Raw genomic sequence first — 15,740 nt, 5'->3', positions numbered from 1 at the left:
TCCGATCCGTCCGCGGCCGCGCCTACGCGAACACCACGAAGCGGAACAGCCACAGCGCGACCATCCCGACCGTGATCGTCGCGAACACGTTCTCGGTGCGCCACGCGACCGCGCCGGCGACCGCGCCGGCGATCAGCCGCTCGTCGGCGAGCGTCGCGATCAGCGACGACTCCAGTGTTACGAAATCGGGAAACACGAGCGCCGCGAGCACCGCCGGCGGGACGTAGCGGAGCGTGCGCTTCACCGACTGGGGAACCTCGTCGATCCGCCCGAACAGGTAGATGAAAGAGAGCCGGAACCCGTACGTCGCGACGCCGATGACGACGATCGCTGCCCACACGTCCGACGATCCCCCGAACACGTCCTGCCACTGACCGAGAACGCCACGCGTGAGGGCTCCCTCAACGAGCGCGAAGCCGCCCCCCGTCATCGCGATCGCCCCTCCGTCAGCAGTCCGACGACGATACCGGTGACCGCCCCAACGAGCAGTCCGAGGTTGAGCGGAAGGCCGGCCGCGACGACGGCGACCGCGCCGCCGGTCACGCCCGCGGCCGTGGTCGGTCGGTCCTTCATCGCCGGGACGAGAAGCGCGAGGAACACGAGCGGGACCGCGAAAGTGAGTCCCCACGCGTCCGGGACGCCCGCGCCCACCACGACGCCGGCGACCGTGCCGATCTGCCAGACGATCCACAGCGACACCGCCGCGCCGAGATAGTACAGCGCACGGCTCCGGTCGTCGCTCGCGCCGAACTCCGCGACGGAGAGCGCGTACGCCTGATCGGTGAGGAAGTACGCGAGCCCGGCTCGAACCCCCCGTGCGTATCGAGCGAAGTGCGGGGCGATGGACGCCGAGTACATCACCATCCGGAGGTTTATCACGACCGCAGTCCCGACGACGACCGCCAGCGGCGCGCCCGATCCGATGAGATCGAGGGCGGCGAGCTGTGACGCGCCGGCGAACACGATCACCGACAGCCCCACGGCTTCCGCGAGCCCGAGGCCCGCGTCGACGGCGGCGATCCCGGCCACGAGCGCGAACGGAACGATCCCGAGCATGAGCGGCGAGACGTCGCGCACGCCGGCGAGGAGGTCGTCGTGAAGCGGGTCCATCCGTCTCACTCCCTCGGATACACCGGTTCGTCGTACTTCGCGGCGAGGTGGTCTGCGTGCTCTAACTTGGTGTTCGCCTTGCGGAACGTGCCCAGAAGCGAGTGTATCTCCCGTTCCGTGGGATGCGCCCGACCGAGCAGTCGACGCATCAAGAGCGCGTTCTTCTCGCGCACGTGCTCGCGCTGACCGGTCGACGCGAGGAACTCCTCGAAGAAGCCGTGGAAGCGCTCCACGTCCGCCTCCGGCGCGCGCGTCACTGCCGTGTCCGGCAACTGCGTCTCCCCGACGGTCAGGTCGCGAAGCTCGTACAACAGCACCGTCGCGGCCTGTCCGAGGTTGAGGACGGGGTAGTCGTCGTCCGCCGGGATCGAACACACCTCGTCGAGTCGCGACAGCTCCTCGTTGTTGAGTCCGCGACCCTCCCGGCCGAAGACGATCGCGGTGGGCGCGTCGACGGTCGCGAGCGACTCCTTGAGTTCGACGGGCGTCTTGAACGGGAACCGCTCGTGGCTCTGGTCGTCCTCACCGGTGATCGCCGTGGTTCCGACGGTGTGGTAGTTCGCGACGACCTCCTCGAAGGTCACCTCGTCCGCGTTCGGGAGCACGTCCTCGCGGGCGTGGCCAGCGAACCCGTAGGCCTCGCCGTCTTCCGCCAGTTCGGGCGGGTTCACGAGCTTGAGGTCGTCGAGTCCGAAGTTCTTCATCGCCCGAGCGATCGTCCCAACGTTGCCCGGGGTCTCCGGTTCGACGACGACCACGACGGGCTTTCGGCGTGCGGACGCACCGTCGCGGTCCGTCGCCTCGGCGTCGACGTCGGTCCCATCTCGGTCCGTCTCGTCGTCGCTCTCACAACGGTCTGTCTCGTCGTCGCCCCCGCGGTCCGTCGAAGTCATCGTCTCGTCTGCGTCCGCCCCGCTCATCGGCTCGACGGGTAGTCGGTCGAGAGGTCGACGTCCGAGTCGGTGAGGTCGTCTTCGCTCAGTTCGTCCTCGTCGTCGGTTTCTCCGGCGAGTTCGAGGATGTCGATCCGCTCGCCCTCGAAGTCCTGCTCGACGCGCTCTTGGATGTCCTGTTGATCGGGCAGGTCCGGGAGGTCGTCCGGGTCCTCTTCGACGTGCTCGACGGAGGCGTACCCCTCCGGTGCCTCGTTGCCCGCGGCGACCCACTCGTGGAACCGGTCGCCGAACTCCAGTTCGCCGGCGTGCTCGCTGCCTCCCTCCTCGCGGAACCAGTAGATGAACTCCGGCTCGTGTTCGGGGCATAACAGCACCTCGCCGTTCGGCTCGCCGTACACGATCTCGGCCTGATTGCACCGGTGAACCTCCTCTTCACCGTGGTCGAGATAGCAGACGTCGCACGGCTCCTCGACGAGGGCGACGAGCCTGAGGAGTCGCTCGCGGGGCTCCTCGGGAATCTCGTCGAGGGGCTTCAGCTCCTCGTCGTCGGAGAGTATCTCGTCTTCATCGAACCGCCATCCGCGGAGGCCGATGCTCACTTTCGCCATGCGCGAACGTACGCGAGGCGGCGATAAAAGCGCGTCCTTCCGGGAACGAACGGCGGACTCGTGCGTGTGAGCGCCCGCGTGGAGTGTGCGAGGGACCTCGTGAGACATTTACGCGCGTGTCGCCTCTACCGTATCGATGCGACGCCGGGGATACCTGACCGCGACCGGTGCCGTCGCACTCTGCGGACTCGCGGGGTGCGTCGGGGACGGTCCGACGGAAGACGAGTCGGGCGAGAGCGACGAGACACCCGACTGGCCCGTCGGTCCGTACGCCGACTACGAGGCGACGCGCGTGGCGGTCGAGGGGCCGGACGGGGAGATCCGAGAGACGGTGACGGCCGCGGTCGCAGACACGAGCGAGAAGCGATACCTCGGACTCAGCGACGCGGAGTCGCTGCCCGAGGACGCGGGGATGCTGTTCGTCTACGACGCGCCCCGCGAGAGCCTGACGTACGTCATGCGCGAGATGAGCTTCGGCATCGACATCGTCTACGCCGACGCCGATCGGGAGCTCACTCGGATCCACCACGCGCCGGAACCGGGACCGAACGAGGACGGGAACGACCAGCGGTACCCCGGATCGGGCCAGTACGTGCTGGAGGTCCCCTACGAGTGGACCGACCGCAACGGTGTCACCGTCGGCGATTCGTTGGCGTTCGAGTTATAAGCAGAGGCGTGTCGAGGGCGGGCCGAACGCCTCGTTTGGTTATACGCGGTTGTCAGCGTAGCGAGTTCCTCCAAAGCCCCACCGCTCCGCACAGCACCTCACGCCTCCCCAGCCTCGTCGGCCGCCCGGAGCGACGCGGAGGGCGGCCGACTCCCTCGCGCGGTGCTGCTCGGCCGCGGAGCGGCCTCGCAGGCACGCGCCGACCGCAGACATGCGCCGATCGCACCGCCGGCTATTTATAAACAATCGCTGTCGCCGATCCCCGGCGAGCGCGTCGGGTACTCGCCCCGTTTATGTCGCTCGCGCCCGTGGCTGTGGTATGCGAAACGTGGACGCCGCGGGGCTCGGGATCGGCGACGACCACCCGCCGCGGATCATGGGCGTGCTCAACGTCTCCGAGGAGTCGCCGTACGACCCGAGCGTGTACGACGACCCCGGCGAGGCGGCCGAGTACGTCGACGAGGAACTGATCGGCGAGGGTGCGGACATCGTCGACGTGGGGCTCGAATCGGCGAACAAGGACCTCGAGGTGCTCTCGGCCGAGCAGGAGTTAGAGCGGCTCGACACCGCGGTCGAGACCCTGGAATCGACCGCCGGCGACGCCGTCTGGTCGATCGAGACGCGCTACCACGAGGTCGCAGACGAGGCGCTCTCGCGCGGCTTCGACATGGTCAACGACATCTGCGGGTTCGCCGACCCGGAGATGCCGCGGGTGTGTCGCGAGCACGACGCCGCCGTCTCGAAGATGGCCTCGCCGCCCGATCTGGAGCGACCGGGCGCGATCGAGGACGTAGACGAGATCTACGAGGCGCTCTCGCGGAACGGGTTCACCGACAAGACGATCCTCGACCCCGCCTTCGGCGGCTGGTCCGAGGCCAAGACCCACGCCGACGACCGCGAGACGTTCCACAGGCTGCGGGAGTTCCGCGGCTACGGTCGCCCCCTGCTCGTCTCGATCAACCGCAAGAGCTTCCTCAAGACGATCGCGGGGCGGACGACCGAGGAGGCGCTTCCCGTCTCGCTGGCGGCCACCGCGATGGCGGTCGAGCGCGGCGCACACGTGATCCGCACCCACGACGTGGCCGAGACGAGCGACGCGGCGCTCGTCGGTGCGGAGTTCACTCGGGACCGCGCGCGGACCGGCCGGGCCGGGACGGGAGGAGACGACGCGGTCACCGTCGAGGAACTAAACGTGACGACCGTCCGCGAGGCCGAACGCCACCTCGACCGACTCGCCGCCGACCGGTCCGTCGCCGGCGACGCCGTCGTACACACCTACGAACTCGGCGGGCTGACGGACGAGGCCGTCGGCGCGCTCCGAGCCGCGACGACCGCCCCCGCCGCGGAGTACGAGACGAACGGGCGCTCCGACGCCGACGGCCGGTCGGGTGCGGACGCCGCCGCGACCCGCGCGGCGTTCGCGCTCGCCGGAGTCGAGCGCGAGGTCGCTGTGTCCCCGTCTACGGCCGACGGCGGAAGCCAGAGCGGCCGGCGTTCGATCGGCCGATCAGCCGGAGACGGGGGGGAGGAAGCGATGGGCGGCGTTCTCGTCGGAACTCCGACGGCGATCGGTGCGGTCCAAACGGCCGTATCCGGTGTCTCTGCCTCGCTCGACGCCGCACTCGAATCGATAGACGCGGGCTCAAGGTAAGAGAAAGTTTATGCCGTCGTGCAGACAACCCATCCACTGGACGCCGGAGGGGCACGTGGGTAGGGGTACTCTGTGCTACTCCGGTCCATACCATATTCGATCCCGTGAGCGGCAGCGCTGTGCGTCGCCACAGACTCGCGCGTGTGGAGGGAACAGACGATGAACTTCGAGACGTTCGAGCCGGCTTACGAGGCGATTCTCGCAGACTTCGGCTTCGGGCGCGAGGCCGACGAGCGCGCGCGCGACGTCGCCGCCGCACGGTCGACGCCGTTCCCGCTCGATCGGTTCGACGACTGGCGAGGGGAGACCGTCGCGATCGCGGGTGCCGCTCCCTGCCTCACGGACGAGGTCGACGCCGCGCGCGAGGCCGACGTCGTCGTCGCCGCCTCCACCGCGGCCGACACCCTCCTCGCGTGCGGCGTGACCGTCGACTGCATGGTGACCGACCTCGACAAGAACCCGGAGACTGCAGCGAGGCTGACCCGCGAGGGGGTACCCGTCGCGGCGCACGCGCACGGCGACAACGTCCCCGCGGTCCGCGAGTGGCTCCCGCGGTTCGAGTCCGCGTGGACGCTGTCGACGACGCAGGCCGCCCCGGTCGGTCCGGTCCGGAACCTCGGCGGGTTCACCGACGGCGACCGCGCGGCGTTCCTCGCGGACCACGTCGGGGCCGGTCGGCTCGTCTTCCCCGGGTGGGAGTTCGACGACCCGAGCGTCGGGCCGATGAAGGCGAAGAAGCTCGGCTGGGCCGAGCGGCTGTTGCGATGGCTCGAACGCCGCCGAGGAGAGCGGTTCGGGGTCCTCGACGGCCGGGACCGAGGCGCGCTCGACGCGGCGCTTGACGGGCTCGACCGGTAGGGCCCTTCGCCGCCGGTAGGGTCACGCTACCCGGTCTTCCGGCAGCAGCTCGTCGCGGTCGCGAGCCCGGAGCCACTCGGTCAGCTGCACGAGCTGGTCGGCCGCGGCCTCGAAGAGCCGCTCGGCCTTCTCTGGCGTCACGTCGGTCGGGTCGCCGAAGGCACCGTTCGCCGAGTTGTCGATCGAGTCGTAGAACGTCCGCGCGCCGTGGACTCGCGCGTCCGATCCCTCGAGATCGACGAGCCCGTCGTCGCGGGCGTTCTCGAACTGGTCGTCGCGGACGAGGTCCGGCGCGATGTGCGTGATCATCGCCGTCTCCTTCGGGCCGGCGTGGGGACCGTTGTGTTCGAACAGGTCGTCGACGAGTTCCGGGATCGATTCGTCCCACATCCACTCGATCGCGTATGCCTCCCCGTCCTCGTGGAGCCGGCGACCGACCTCGCGGAGGTGCTGGACGTTGCCGCCGTGGGCGTTCACGTACACGACGCGGTCGATCCCGTGGTAGGTCAGGTGGCGAGTGAAGCTCTCGACGTAGTCGCGGAACTCCGGCGCGTCGACCCACATCGTCCCGGAGAACTGGCGGTGGTGGGGGCTGACGCCGACGTTCACGGTCGGCGTGCGGACCGCGCCGGTCTCCTCGGCGGCGGCCGTCGCGAGCGCCTCGGCGATCAGGTGGTCGGTCGCGAGCGGCAGGTGCGGTCCGTGCTGTTCCGTCGACCCGAGCGGGACGAGGGCGACGGACTCCTCGGAGAGCGACTCGCGCAGCTCGGGCCACGTCTGGTCGGCGATGTACATATCGACGGGTCGCGGTCGGGACGTATCAACCCGCCGTCTCCGGCGGAGCGAACCGGAACCGAGAGAGCGACGCCGGCCTCACGTCGTCGTCCCGTGTCGTCACCCTTTTTGTGTCGTCCAGCCGAATCGGGACCCATGTTCGGAGGAGGCGGCATGAACCCGCGGAAGATGAAACAGATGATGAAACAGATGGGGATCGACGTCGAGGAACTCGACGCCGAGCGGGTCGTCATCGAGACGGCCGACGGCGACCTCGTCTTCGACGGTGCCCAAGTCACCAAGATGGACGCGCAGGGGCAGGAGACCTACCAGATCGTGGGGTCGCCCGAGGAGGTCGCGGACGCCGGGGCGGGCGGAAGCGCGAGCGGAGACGCGCCCGCGGTCGAGGGCGACGACCCCGACCCGACCGCGCGCGACGCGGGCGTGGTCGACGCCATTCCGGAGGAAGACGTGGCGCTCGTCGCCGAGCGCGCCGGCGTTCCGGAGCCGAAGGCCCGCGAGGCTCTAGAGGACGCCGACGGCGACCTCGCGACCGCCATCGCGGAGCTGGAGTGATCGGTTCGGCGTGACCGACGCCGCGTACCTGCTGGTCCACGACGACCGGGAGTACCTCTTGGAGCCGGGCGAGGAGTTCGGAACCGACCTCGGCGTGATCGAGGTCCCCGAAGACGTCGCCGGCGGCGACACCGTCGAGACCCACCTCGGGACCGTCTTCGACGTCCGTGAGCTCCGCGGTCCGGATCTCTTCAACCACCTCGAACGGACGGGCGCACCGATGATGCCCCGCGATGTCGGACTAGTGATGGGTCACACCGGTATCTCGGACGGCGACCGCGTCCTCGACGCCGGGACGGGAACGGGCATTCTCTCCGCCTACCTCGGCCGCGCAGGCGCGGACGTGACCACGTACGAGATCGACCCCGACTTCGCCGAGGTCGCCCGCGCGAACATGGAGACCGCGGGCGTCGACGACCGCGTCGAGGTGCGTGCCGGCGACCTCACCGAAGCGCTCGACGACCTCGCAGACGGGGAGCCGTTCGACGCGCTCACGCTCGACACCGGCGACGCGCCGGCGGTCGTGGAACGGGCGACCGACCTGCTCGTCTCGGGCGGCCGCCTCGCCGTCTACTCGCCGTTCGTCGAGGGGACCCGCGAGGCCGCGCTCGCCGCCCGCGAGGCCGGGTTCGAGGGCGTCGAGACGCTCGAAACGATCCAGCGGGAGATGGACTTCTCCGACCGCGGCTCCCGCCCGTCGACCGCGGGCGTGGGCCACACCGGCTACCTGGTGTTCGGCCGCGCGCCGTGATCGGCTGCAGCGCGACGGTCGAACCGACGTAACAAGACCTAACTGCCGGCGGTGCCCCCGAACGCGTATGACGACGTTCTCCGATCGAGTCGAACGGATCTCCATCAGTGGGATCCGCGAGGTGTTCGAGGCGGCCGGCGACGACGCGATAAATCTCGGGCTCGGACAGCCCGACTTCCCGACGCCGGAACACGCGCGGCGGGCCGCCGTCGACGCCATCGAGGCCGGGAAGGCCGACGCCTACACCGAGAACAAGGGAACTCGGTCGCTTCGCGAAGCGATCGCGGAGAAGCACCGTGCGGACCAGGGGATCGACCTCGACCCGGACGACGTGATCGCCACCGCGGGCGGCAGCGAGGCGCTTCACGTCGCCTTAGAGGCGCACGTCGACGAGGGCGACGAGGTGTTGATCCCGGACCCCGGCTTCGTCTCCTACGACGCGCTGACGAAGCTCGCGGGCGGCGACCCCGTTCCCGTCCCGCTCCGCGACGACCTCACGATCGACCCGGCGGCGATCGAGGCGGCGATCACGGACGACACCGCGGCGTTCGTCGTGAACTCCCCCGGCAACCCCACCGGTGCGGTCTCCTCCGAGGCTGACGTCCGCGAGTTCGCGCGGATCGCCGACGAACACGACGTGCTCTGCGTCTCCGACGAGGTGTACGAGTACACGGTGTTCGACGGCGAGCACCGCTCGCCGATCGAGTTCGCCGAGAGCGACAACGTCGTCGTCGTCAACTCCGCCTCGAAGCTGTTCTCGATGACGGGCTGGCGGCTCGGGTGGGTGTACGGGTCGGAAGCGCGTGTCGAGCGCATGCTGCGCGTCCACCAGTACGCGCAGGCGTGCGCGTCGGCTCCGGCTCAGTACGCCGCAGAGGCCGCGTTGCGGGGCGACCGCGCGATCGTCGACGAGATGACCGACTCCTTCGAGCGTCGGCGCGACCTCGTGTTGGACGGGTTCGCTGAGATCGGACTCGACTGTCCGACGCCGCAGGGGGCGTTCTACGCGATGCCCCGCGTCCCGGAGGGGTTCGTCGACGAGTGTCTCGACCGCGGCGTGGTCGTGGTTCCCGGCGAGGCGTTCGGCGAGGGCGGGGCCGGCCACGCGCGGATCTCGTACGCGACCGACGAGGCCGAACTGCGCGAGGCGCTCGACCTGATGGCCGACGCCTACGAGGCCGTGAACTGAACGAGCGGCCGCAATATTCCCCACACGCATTTACGAGTGCTCGGAGGTTTCCGCAAGTTATACTGCCGCCGACGGAGTACGACTCGCCAATGGACCGGAACATTCAGGTCAGCCGCCTCGACCGGCAGGCGGTCGAGGACCAGGAGGTCGAGATCGTCGAGCGAAAGGGGATCGGTCATCCCGACTCGATCTGCGACGGCGTCGCGGAGTCGGTCTCGCGGGCGCTCTCACAGCTCTACTTGGACCGCGTCGGAAAGGTGCTCCACTACAACACGGACGAGACGCAGCTCGTCGCCGGCCGCGCCGCGCCCGCCTACGGCGGCGGCGAGGTGGTCGAGCCGATCTACCTGCTCATCGTCGGCCGAGCCACGAAGGAGTACGACGGCGAACAGCTCCCGGTCGACTCGACCGCGCTGGCGGCCGCCCGCGAGTACCTCGCCGAGGCGATCCCGGAGCTGGAGTACGGGACCGACGTCGTCGTTGACGTGAAGCTCGGCGAGGGGTCGGGTGACCTCCAAGACGTGTTCGGCGAGGAGACCCAACAGGTCCCGATGGCCAACGACACGTCCTTTGGCGTCGGCCACGCACCCCTCACCGAGACGGAGACGATAGTTTACGAGGCGGAGCGCGAACTCAACACGACGTACCACGACGAGCACCCCGAACTCGGCCCCGACGTGAAGATCATGGGAAAACGGGAGGGCGACCGGATCGACATCACGGTCGCGGCCGCGATGGTCGACCGGTACGTCGACGGGCTCGACGACTACGACGACGCCGTGAGCGACGTTCGGGAGTTCGTCACGGAGCTGGCGGAAGACCGCACGGACCGGGAGGTCAGCGTCGACGTCAACACCGCCGACGACTACGAGGAGGGCTCCGTGTACCTCACCGTCACCGGCACCTCCGCGGAACAGGGCGACGACGGCTCCGTCGGCCGCGGCAACCGCGCGAACGGGCTCATCACGCCGAACCGGCCGATGTCGATGGAGGCGACCTCGGGCAAGAACCCCGTCAACCACATCGGGAAGATCTACAACCTGCTGTCGACGCGGATCGCCGAGTCGGTCACCGCCGAGGTCGACGGCATCCGCGACCTGCAGGTCCGGCTGCTCTCGCAGATCGGCCGACCGATCGACGAGCCGCACGTCGCCGACGCGCAGATCGTCACCACCGAGGGAGTCGACCTCGCGGACATCGAAGACGACGTCGTCGCCATCGTCGACAGGGAGCTCGCCGACGTCACGGACGTCACGCGGAGCGTCATCGACGGCGACGCCTCCACGTTCTGAACCGATCCGCACCCGACCGACCGCATCCGACCGACCGCAACCGATTTGGCGAGCGAGCGAGTCGGGCGACGTGTGACGCGGGTGTGTCTCCTCGGCGATCCGGCGGTCGATCTCACCTACGAGCTGCTGTCCCGCGAGACGGCGCGGGACGCGCTCTCAACCTACGACATCGAGGAGCCGTTCGCGAACAGCCTCGCGGTCGATACGGTGAGTCTCGGCGCGGCCGTCTCGCTTCTGAACGACCTCAACTGGTACCTCGTGCGCTTCGCCGACGAGGCGATCGTCCGCGAGCCGTCGATATCGACCGACGAGTGGCTCTCTCGCGACCTCGCGCGGGCGGTACGCGACGGCGCGGTGCCGCCGGAGGAGACCGACCAGCGACTGAAGGTGTTCGATCTCGTCGACGGCGAGCCCGTCGACCCGCGGTACGTGCGCCGGACGCAGGGCGAGACGCCAACGCACGACCGCGGGGACGCCGACGGAACGCTCGTCGTGCGGGTGAGCGAGTCCGAGTTCGACGAGACGCAGAGCTGACCGCTTCTGGAACCTCAGTCGGTCAGTTCGTCCACGAGCGTCTCTAACTCGTAGGTCGCCGGCGCGCGCGGCTCGTCGCGCAGGGTCGCGATAGTGAACGTCGAGTTCGTCCGCTCGACTTCGGGAATCGCCTCGAAGTCGCTGATCAGCCGTTCGACGGTGTCAGACGAGGAGAGCCGGGCGAGCACGACGAAGTCCGTCTCGCCCATCGTGAAGAACGCCTCCGTGACGCCCTCGACCCCGAGCAGTTCGTCGGCGAACTCCTCGTAGGGTCCGTCGTAGTCCGCGAGCACCTCGACGATGACGGTCACTCCGAGACCCAGCGCCTCGTGGTCGAGGTCGTACAGGTCGTTCTCTATCACGCCGGCCTCCCGGAGGTTGTTCAGCCGGTAGTGGATCGTCGACACCGGAATGCCCGTCTCCTCGTGGAGCCGCTCCGGGCTCCCAGTGCCCAGATCGGAGATGGCCTTCACCAACCGCACGTCGCGCTCGTCCATACCCTCGCTTCGCGTGACGAACCCGTATATATTTCGACCGACATACTTGGAGTCGAGTACGAAAACGACTCCACATTTCGAGAGCCAGTTGCACTGTATTCAAATGCGTGATTGTCCATCCTAAAATCAGCAGTATTCGAGAGTGTAGTTTAACTATCTCTGTGTATTTCGAACTGACAACCAATGAGTCTACGATCACCGATTTCTTCGTCCGAATCGATCGTGGGGGCGTTCCTCCTCCTCGCGACGCTGTGGGGGACCTCGTTCGTCGCCATCGAGGCCGGCCTCCACTACTTCCCGCCGCTGCTGTTCGCGGGCGTCAGATACGCCGTCGCCGGGGCCGTCGTGCTTGGGTTCGCGGTCCTCGTCTCCGACCGCTTCGTCCCCCGCGGCCGCGACGAGTGGCTCGGCGTGGCCGTGGCCGGCACGTTCGTGATCGCGGCGTATCACGGGCTGTTGTACGTCGGCGAGCTGTACGTCTCCGGCGCGGTCGCGGCCGTCATCGTGAGCCTCTCGCCGGTGTTGACCGCGACGTTCGCCGCCGCGCTGCTTCCGGGAGAGCGGCTCGGCCCGGTCGAGGTCGGCGGGTTCGCGCTCGGTATCCTCGGCGTCGTCGTGATCGCCGACCCGGTCGCGTCCGGGTTCGGAGGCTCCGCCCTCCTCGGCGTCGCGCTCGCGTTCGCCGGTGCGGTCGCGTTCTCGCTCGGCGCGGTGCTGCTCCGGCCGCTTCGCACCGACCTCCCGGTCGCCGCGCTGCAGGGGTGGGCGATGGTGCTCGGGGCCGGGCAGCTGTTCGTCGGCGCGGGCCTGCTCGGCGAGTCGCCGGGAGCGATCGTCTGGAACGCCACCGCCGTCGCGTCGTTGACGTACCTCACGCTGCTGTCCGGGGTCGTCGCCTTCCTGATCTACTTCGCGCTGCTCGACACGGTAGGGCCGGCGCAGTTGCACCTGGTCGGCTACGCGGAGCCGGTCGTCGCGGCGGTCGGAAGCTGGGCGCTCCTCGGACAGCTGATCGAGGCCGAAGCCGTGTTGGGATTCGTCGCGATCCTCGCGGGCTTCCTCGCGCTCGAACGCCACGAGATCGCCGCGTACGTCGGAGTCAGCGGAGACGCGGACAGCCTGCTCAGGTAGTCGGTCCGCGGTCTGCCGCTCCGGTCGATCACGCGCCGAGGTCGGCAGTCAGCCCCGCTCGCAGGTCGCGTCCGAGGTAGTGACCGAGGAGCGCGACCGCGAGCCCGAGCCCGCCGCCGATCGCGAGCAGCGAGGGGCCCCACTGCCCGAGGTAGTCGAGACCGATCGGGAGGAACCCGACGCCGAGGACGCTCGTCACGGCGGTTCCGGCACCGGCCAGCGCGCCCGCCAGCCCGGTCTCGACGTACCGTCGCGACGACGAGATCGCCCCGAACACGAACGCCGCGACGAAGACGCCGCCGACGGAGCCGATCGCGCCGCCGACGAGCGGAATCGCGCCGACGAGGAACGTCGCGACGGCGACGACGGCGAGCGCGAGCGCGAACGCCTTCGCGGAGAACCACCGGCCGCTCACGCCGATCCGACCCTCGCCGCTCGCCGCGTCTCCGGCAGTGGTCGTGTCGCTGTCGGTCGCGCCGTCGCCGACCGCGACGCCGCCGGATGACGTTCCCGAGTTCCCCTCGGCCAGATCGTCGTCGAGGAGGTCGTCGAGGTCGTCCATCGGATCCTCGTCCGACGACTCGGACTCCTTGGAGGGTTGCATACCCGAGCGTTCGGGCGTGAGCCCTTGGCTCTTGTGCCGACGCCTCGCGTCGTCGGCGTTCGATTCGGAGAGCGCCGGATCGGAATCGCTGTCCCCGTCAAGCGCGGTGTCCGTGTGTATCGCTACCGCCCGCCATTTCACCGGAAACCCGGTGTCTCGCGGCGCGATTCACCCGTCGTTCGGTTCCCGGCCGCCCCACACGCGCTTGTCGACCAGTTCGACGGTCATCGGAGCGTCGACGCGCACCTGACAGGAGAGTCGCGGGTACCCGAACCGATCGGCGAGGCGGTCGTGCCAGTGCTCGGGATCGGGTCCCGTCCGGATCCGGACGCCGCAGGTCGCACAGATCCCGCGTCCGCCGCAGTTGAGCCGGCTCGTCGCTTCGGCGTACGGCGACAGCCCCGCCTCCAGCAGGACGCGCCGCAGGTTTCGGCCGCGCTCCACGGACATCTCAGTGCGGTCGTCGCCGTCGAGCACGACGAGATCGACGGTGTCGCTCGCCTCTGGGTTGCTCGCGGCGTCTCGGTCGCTCGCCTCTCGGTTTCTCATCGGTCTCGCTGACGGATCGGTGGCGGCCCGGAGGGATAGCTGTGTGCCCGTCAGCCGGAACGGCTTTCGGTCCCGGCGGCCACCCCGACGGCATGGACACGCGTCGCGCGCTCCTCGACGCCCTCGCGGACGGGCCGGTCTCGGGCCCGGCGCTCGCCGACGACCTCGGGGTCTCGCGGGCGGCGGTCTGGAAGGCGGTGGAGGGGCTCCGAGACTCGGGTTTCGCCGTCGAATCGACCGCGGCCGGGTACGTCGCACCAGACGACCCCGGCTACTGCGGGCCGGGGATCGAGTTCGGCCTCGACGCGCCGTACGCCGTCGAGTACCACGACAGCCTCCCGTCGACGAACGATCGCGCGCGAGAGCTGGCGGCCGACGGAGCCGACGGCGTCGCGGTCGCGGCCGACGAACAGACCGGCGGGCGAGGACGGCTCGACCGCGAGTGGATCGCGCCGAGCGGGGGCGTCTGGGTCTCGCTCGTGACCCGCCCCGACGCCCCCGCCGCGCGCGCGCCGCTCTTCACGCTCGCGGCCGCCGTCGCGGCGGTGGACGCCTGCCGCGCCGTCGGCGTCGACGCCCACATCAAGTGGCCGAACGACGTGCTCGTCGGGGGCCGCGACGGCGACGCGGGGGATTCGGCCGCGGCGACGGGCCGCGGCGGACGCAAACTGGCCGGGATACTCACCGAGATGGAGGGCGAAGCCGACCGGGTGTCGTGGCTCGTCGTCGGGGTCGGCGTCAACGCCAACGTCGACACGGAGGCGCTACCGCCGGACGCGACCTCGCTCGCCGCCGAGGCGGAGAGAAACGTCAGCAGACAGCGAGTCGCCACGACCCTCCTCGATCGGTTCCACGCGCTCGCGGGAACGTCCGACCGGATGGACCGCGTCCTCCCGGCGTGGCGCGAGCGCGCGAGCACGCTCGGGCGGCGCGTTCGCGTCGACACCGCCGGGGGCCCGGTCGTCGGTACCGCGGTCGACGTGGAGCCGCCGGGCGCGCTCGTGATCGAGACGGAAGAGGGGACCCGGCGCGTCCACGCCGGCGACTGCGAACACCTCAGGGACGCGGACCGTTAGCCGGTCGGACCGCCGTCGACGGCGACGTCGCCGTCGGCGTCCGTTTCGGACTCCGTCCTATCGGCGGTTCCCGCGACCGTTCCCGGACCGTCCGGGACCCTCCCGTCGAGCCGCACCGTCAACACCGGGACCGACGAGCCGCGGACGACCTTCTCCGCGACGCTCCCGAGCAGCAGTCTGTCGATCCCGCCGCGGCCGTGGGTCCCCATCACGACGAGGTCGCAGTCGGCCTCCTCCGCGTGCCGGATTATCTCGCGGCTCGGCGACCCCTCGACGACCGCGGTCTCGACGTCGACGTCGGCGTCGGCCGCGAGCTCCTCGACCGCGGCGACCGCCGCAGTCGCGTCGTCCCGGAGCAGATCGCCGACCCCCTCCCAGGAGTGTTCCATCGGCATGCCGGCGTAGCTCGCGGTGTCGACCACGTACAGCGCGTGAACCGCCGCGCCGTGAACCGCCGCGAGGTCGAGCGCGTGCGCGACCGCGCGCTCTCCCTCGGCGGAGCCGTCGGTGGGGACGAGAATTCGGTCGTATAACGACATGTAATCACATACCACATGGTTCCGATGACGCATAACTCTTCACTAATGTTGCCGGTTCTTCGCTCACTCATCGCAGACCTCGGCCGCGCCACGGTCACACCGACACGCGCAGTTAAGCCGTCTGGCGACCAGTATCGAGTATGTCTACCGAGATCACGCTCTCTCGCGTCGAAGAGGAGCTTCGAGACTACGCCTACCCCGCGACTCACGCGGACCTCGTGGAATCGTGCGCGGGGACGACCGTGCTGTTCGCCGACGGAGACGCCGATCTCGGCGACCTCGTCGCCGACGTCGATCAGCACGAGTTCGAGAGCGCCGAGGACGCGTTCGCCGCGCTTCAGAACGTCCTGCCCATCGAGGCGGTGGGCGAGCCCGGTCAGTCCGACGGGGACGCCTGACCCGGACGGATCCGTCGCTCGCGGTCACCCCTCGTCACCC

General features: G+C 69.5%; 20 protein-coding genes. 11 read left to right on the top strand and 9 right to left on the bottom strand.

Translation table 11 applies throughout. The annotated features are described in order from the left end of the window. Window positions 1-22: 22 nt before the first annotated feature. From NO930_RS05610 to NO930_RS05595, 4 genes are read right to left on the bottom strand one after another with little or no spacing between them, the layout of a single operon-like run. On the bottom strand, window positions 23-430 hold the full coding sequence (locus tag NO930_RS05610) for an AzlD domain-containing protein (RefSeq protein ID WP_256402775.1): 408 nt from the start codon (window positions 428-430) through the stop codon (window positions 23-25). After that, the gene (locus tag NO930_RS05605; RefSeq protein ID WP_256402774.1) at window positions 427-1,110 is read right to left on the bottom strand and encodes an AzlC family ABC transporter permease; all 684 of its coding nucleotides are present in this window, start codon (window positions 1,108-1,110) and stop codon (window positions 427-429) included. Before NO930_RS05605 ends, NO930_RS05610 begins: the two co-directional genes overlap by 4 nt. A gap of 5 nt (window positions 1,111-1,115) precedes the next feature. Next, the gene (locus NO930_RS05600) at window positions 1,116-2,030 is read right to left on the bottom strand and encodes an RNA methyltransferase (protein WP_256402773.1); all 915 of its coding nucleotides are present in this window, start codon (window positions 2,028-2,030) and stop codon (window positions 1,116-1,118) included. Further along, on the bottom strand, window positions 2,027-2,614 hold the full coding sequence (locus NO930_RS05595; protein WP_137784855.1) for a DUF8114 family protein: 588 nt from the start codon (window positions 2,612-2,614) through the stop codon (window positions 2,027-2,029). Before NO930_RS05595 ends, NO930_RS05600 begins: the two co-directional genes overlap by 4 nt. Window positions 2,615-2,750: 136 nt before the next feature. On the opposite strand from NO930_RS05595, the gene NO930_RS05590 reads away from it, so the two are divergent. The 3 genes from NO930_RS05590 to NO930_RS05580 all read left to right on the top strand — a co-directional run bounded on the left by NO930_RS05590 (window position 2,751) and on the right by NO930_RS05580 (window position 5,790). After that, window positions 2,751-3,281 (top strand): DUF192 domain-containing protein, encoded by a 531-nt coding sequence (locus NO930_RS05590; protein ID WP_256402772.1) that lies wholly within the window; start codon window positions 2,751-2,753, stop codon window positions 3,279-3,281. Between the two features lie 319 nt (window positions 3,282-3,600). Further along, entirely contained in the window at window positions 3,601-4,932 is a 1,332-nt protein-coding gene (gene folP / locus NO930_RS05585; protein WP_256402771.1) for a dihydropteroate synthase, read from the top strand. A gap of 159 nt (window positions 4,933-5,091) precedes the next feature. Further along, entirely contained in the window at window positions 5,092-5,790 is a 699-nt protein-coding gene (locus tag NO930_RS05580; RefSeq protein ID WP_137783462.1) for a 6-hydroxymethylpterin diphosphokinase MptE-like protein, read from the top strand. A 21-nt stretch (window positions 5,791-5,811) separates the two neighbouring features. Here the strand turns inward: NO930_RS05580 and NO930_RS05575 are convergent, their stop codons facing one another. Beyond that, entirely contained in the window at window positions 5,812-6,585 is a 774-nt protein-coding gene (locus tag NO930_RS05575) for a creatininase family protein (protein WP_137783461.1), read from the bottom strand. 135 nt (window positions 6,586-6,720) lie between these two features. Here NO930_RS05575 and NO930_RS05570 point away from each other — a divergent pair, with 135 nt between their 5' ends. The 5 genes from NO930_RS05570 to NO930_RS05550 all read left to right on the top strand — a co-directional run bounded on the left by NO930_RS05570 (window position 6,721) and on the right by NO930_RS05550 (window position 10,906). Beyond that, window positions 6,721-7,140: a nascent polypeptide-associated complex protein gene (locus NO930_RS05570; protein WP_137783460.1), complete on the top strand. Its 420-nt coding sequence runs from the start codon at window positions 6,721-6,723 to the stop codon at window positions 7,138-7,140. 10 nt (window positions 7,141-7,150) lie between these two features. Then, window positions 7,151-7,891, top strand: coding sequence for a tRNA (adenine-N1)-methyltransferase (locus NO930_RS05565; protein ID WP_137783459.1), 741 nt, complete (start codon window positions 7,151-7,153; stop codon window positions 7,889-7,891). Window positions 7,892-7,958: 67 nt separating this feature from the next. Further along, window positions 7,959-9,080, top strand: a complete 1,122-nt coding sequence (locus tag NO930_RS05560; RefSeq protein WP_137783458.1) for a pyridoxal phosphate-dependent aminotransferase — start codon at window positions 7,959-7,961, stop codon at window positions 9,078-9,080. A gap of 89 nt (window positions 9,081-9,169) precedes the next feature. After that, a complete protein-coding gene (locus tag NO930_RS05555) occupies window positions 9,170-10,372 on the top strand; it encodes a methionine adenosyltransferase (RefSeq protein WP_256402770.1) in 1,203 nt (400 codons plus the stop codon). A 72-nt stretch (window positions 10,373-10,444) separates the two neighbouring features. Next, window positions 10,445-10,906: a DUF5804 family protein gene (locus NO930_RS05550; RefSeq protein ID WP_137784506.1), complete on the top strand. Its 462-nt coding sequence runs from the start codon at window positions 10,445-10,447 to the stop codon at window positions 10,904-10,906. A 14-nt stretch (window positions 10,907-10,920) separates the two neighbouring features. On the opposite strand, the gene NO930_RS05545 is transcribed toward NO930_RS05550, so the two are convergent. Continuing rightward, window positions 10,921-11,403 (bottom strand): Lrp/AsnC family transcriptional regulator, encoded by a 483-nt coding sequence (locus tag NO930_RS05545; RefSeq protein ID WP_137784505.1) that lies wholly within the window; start codon window positions 11,401-11,403, stop codon window positions 10,921-10,923. A 183-nt stretch (window positions 11,404-11,586) separates the two neighbouring features. Between NO930_RS05545 and NO930_RS05540 the strand changes: the two genes are divergently transcribed. Further along, window positions 11,587-12,534, top strand: a complete 948-nt coding sequence (locus NO930_RS05540; protein WP_256402769.1) for a DMT family transporter — start codon at window positions 11,587-11,589, stop codon at window positions 12,532-12,534. A gap of 28 nt (window positions 12,535-12,562) precedes the next feature. On the opposite strand, the gene NO930_RS05535 is transcribed toward NO930_RS05540, so the two are convergent. Both NO930_RS05535 and NO930_RS05530 read right to left on the bottom strand, forming a co-directional pair. Next, window positions 12,563-13,138, bottom strand: coding sequence for a hypothetical protein (locus NO930_RS05535; protein ID WP_256402768.1), 576 nt, complete (start codon window positions 13,136-13,138; stop codon window positions 12,563-12,565). A gap of 168 nt (window positions 13,139-13,306) precedes the next feature. Further along, entirely contained in the window at window positions 13,307-13,687 is a 381-nt protein-coding gene (locus NO930_RS05530; protein ID WP_256402767.1) for a 2Fe-2S iron-sulfur cluster-binding protein, read from the bottom strand. A gap of 92 nt (window positions 13,688-13,779) precedes the next feature. Here NO930_RS05530 and NO930_RS05525 point away from each other — a divergent pair, with 92 nt between their 5' ends. Then, a complete protein-coding gene (locus tag NO930_RS05525) occupies window positions 13,780-14,763 on the top strand; it encodes a biotin--[acetyl-CoA-carboxylase] ligase (RefSeq protein WP_256402766.1) in 984 nt (327 codons plus the stop codon). Here NO930_RS05525 and NO930_RS05520 read toward each other — a convergent pair. Then, window positions 14,760-15,302 carry a universal stress protein gene (locus tag NO930_RS05520; RefSeq protein ID WP_137784242.1) on the bottom strand — a complete coding sequence of 181 codons (543 nt, stop codon included), beginning with the start codon at window positions 15,300-15,302 and terminating at the stop codon, window positions 14,760-14,762. The genes NO930_RS05525 and NO930_RS05520 overlap by 4 nt on opposite strands. 140 nt (window positions 15,303-15,442) lie before the next feature. On the opposite strand from NO930_RS05520, the gene NO930_RS05515 reads away from it, so the two are divergent. Beyond that, window positions 15,443-15,700: a DUF5789 family protein gene (locus NO930_RS05515; protein WP_137784241.1), complete on the top strand. Its 258-nt coding sequence runs from the start codon at window positions 15,443-15,445 to the stop codon at window positions 15,698-15,700. The last annotated feature ends 40 nt before the right edge of the window (window positions 15,701-15,740 follow it).

The organism is Halorubrum salinum (assembly GCF_024494575.1).
Taxonomy (GTDB): Archaea; Halobacteriota; Halobacteria; order Halobacteriales; family Haloferacaceae; genus Halorubrum; species Halorubrum salinum.
This window is presented reverse-complemented; position numbering and strand designations above follow the sequence as displayed.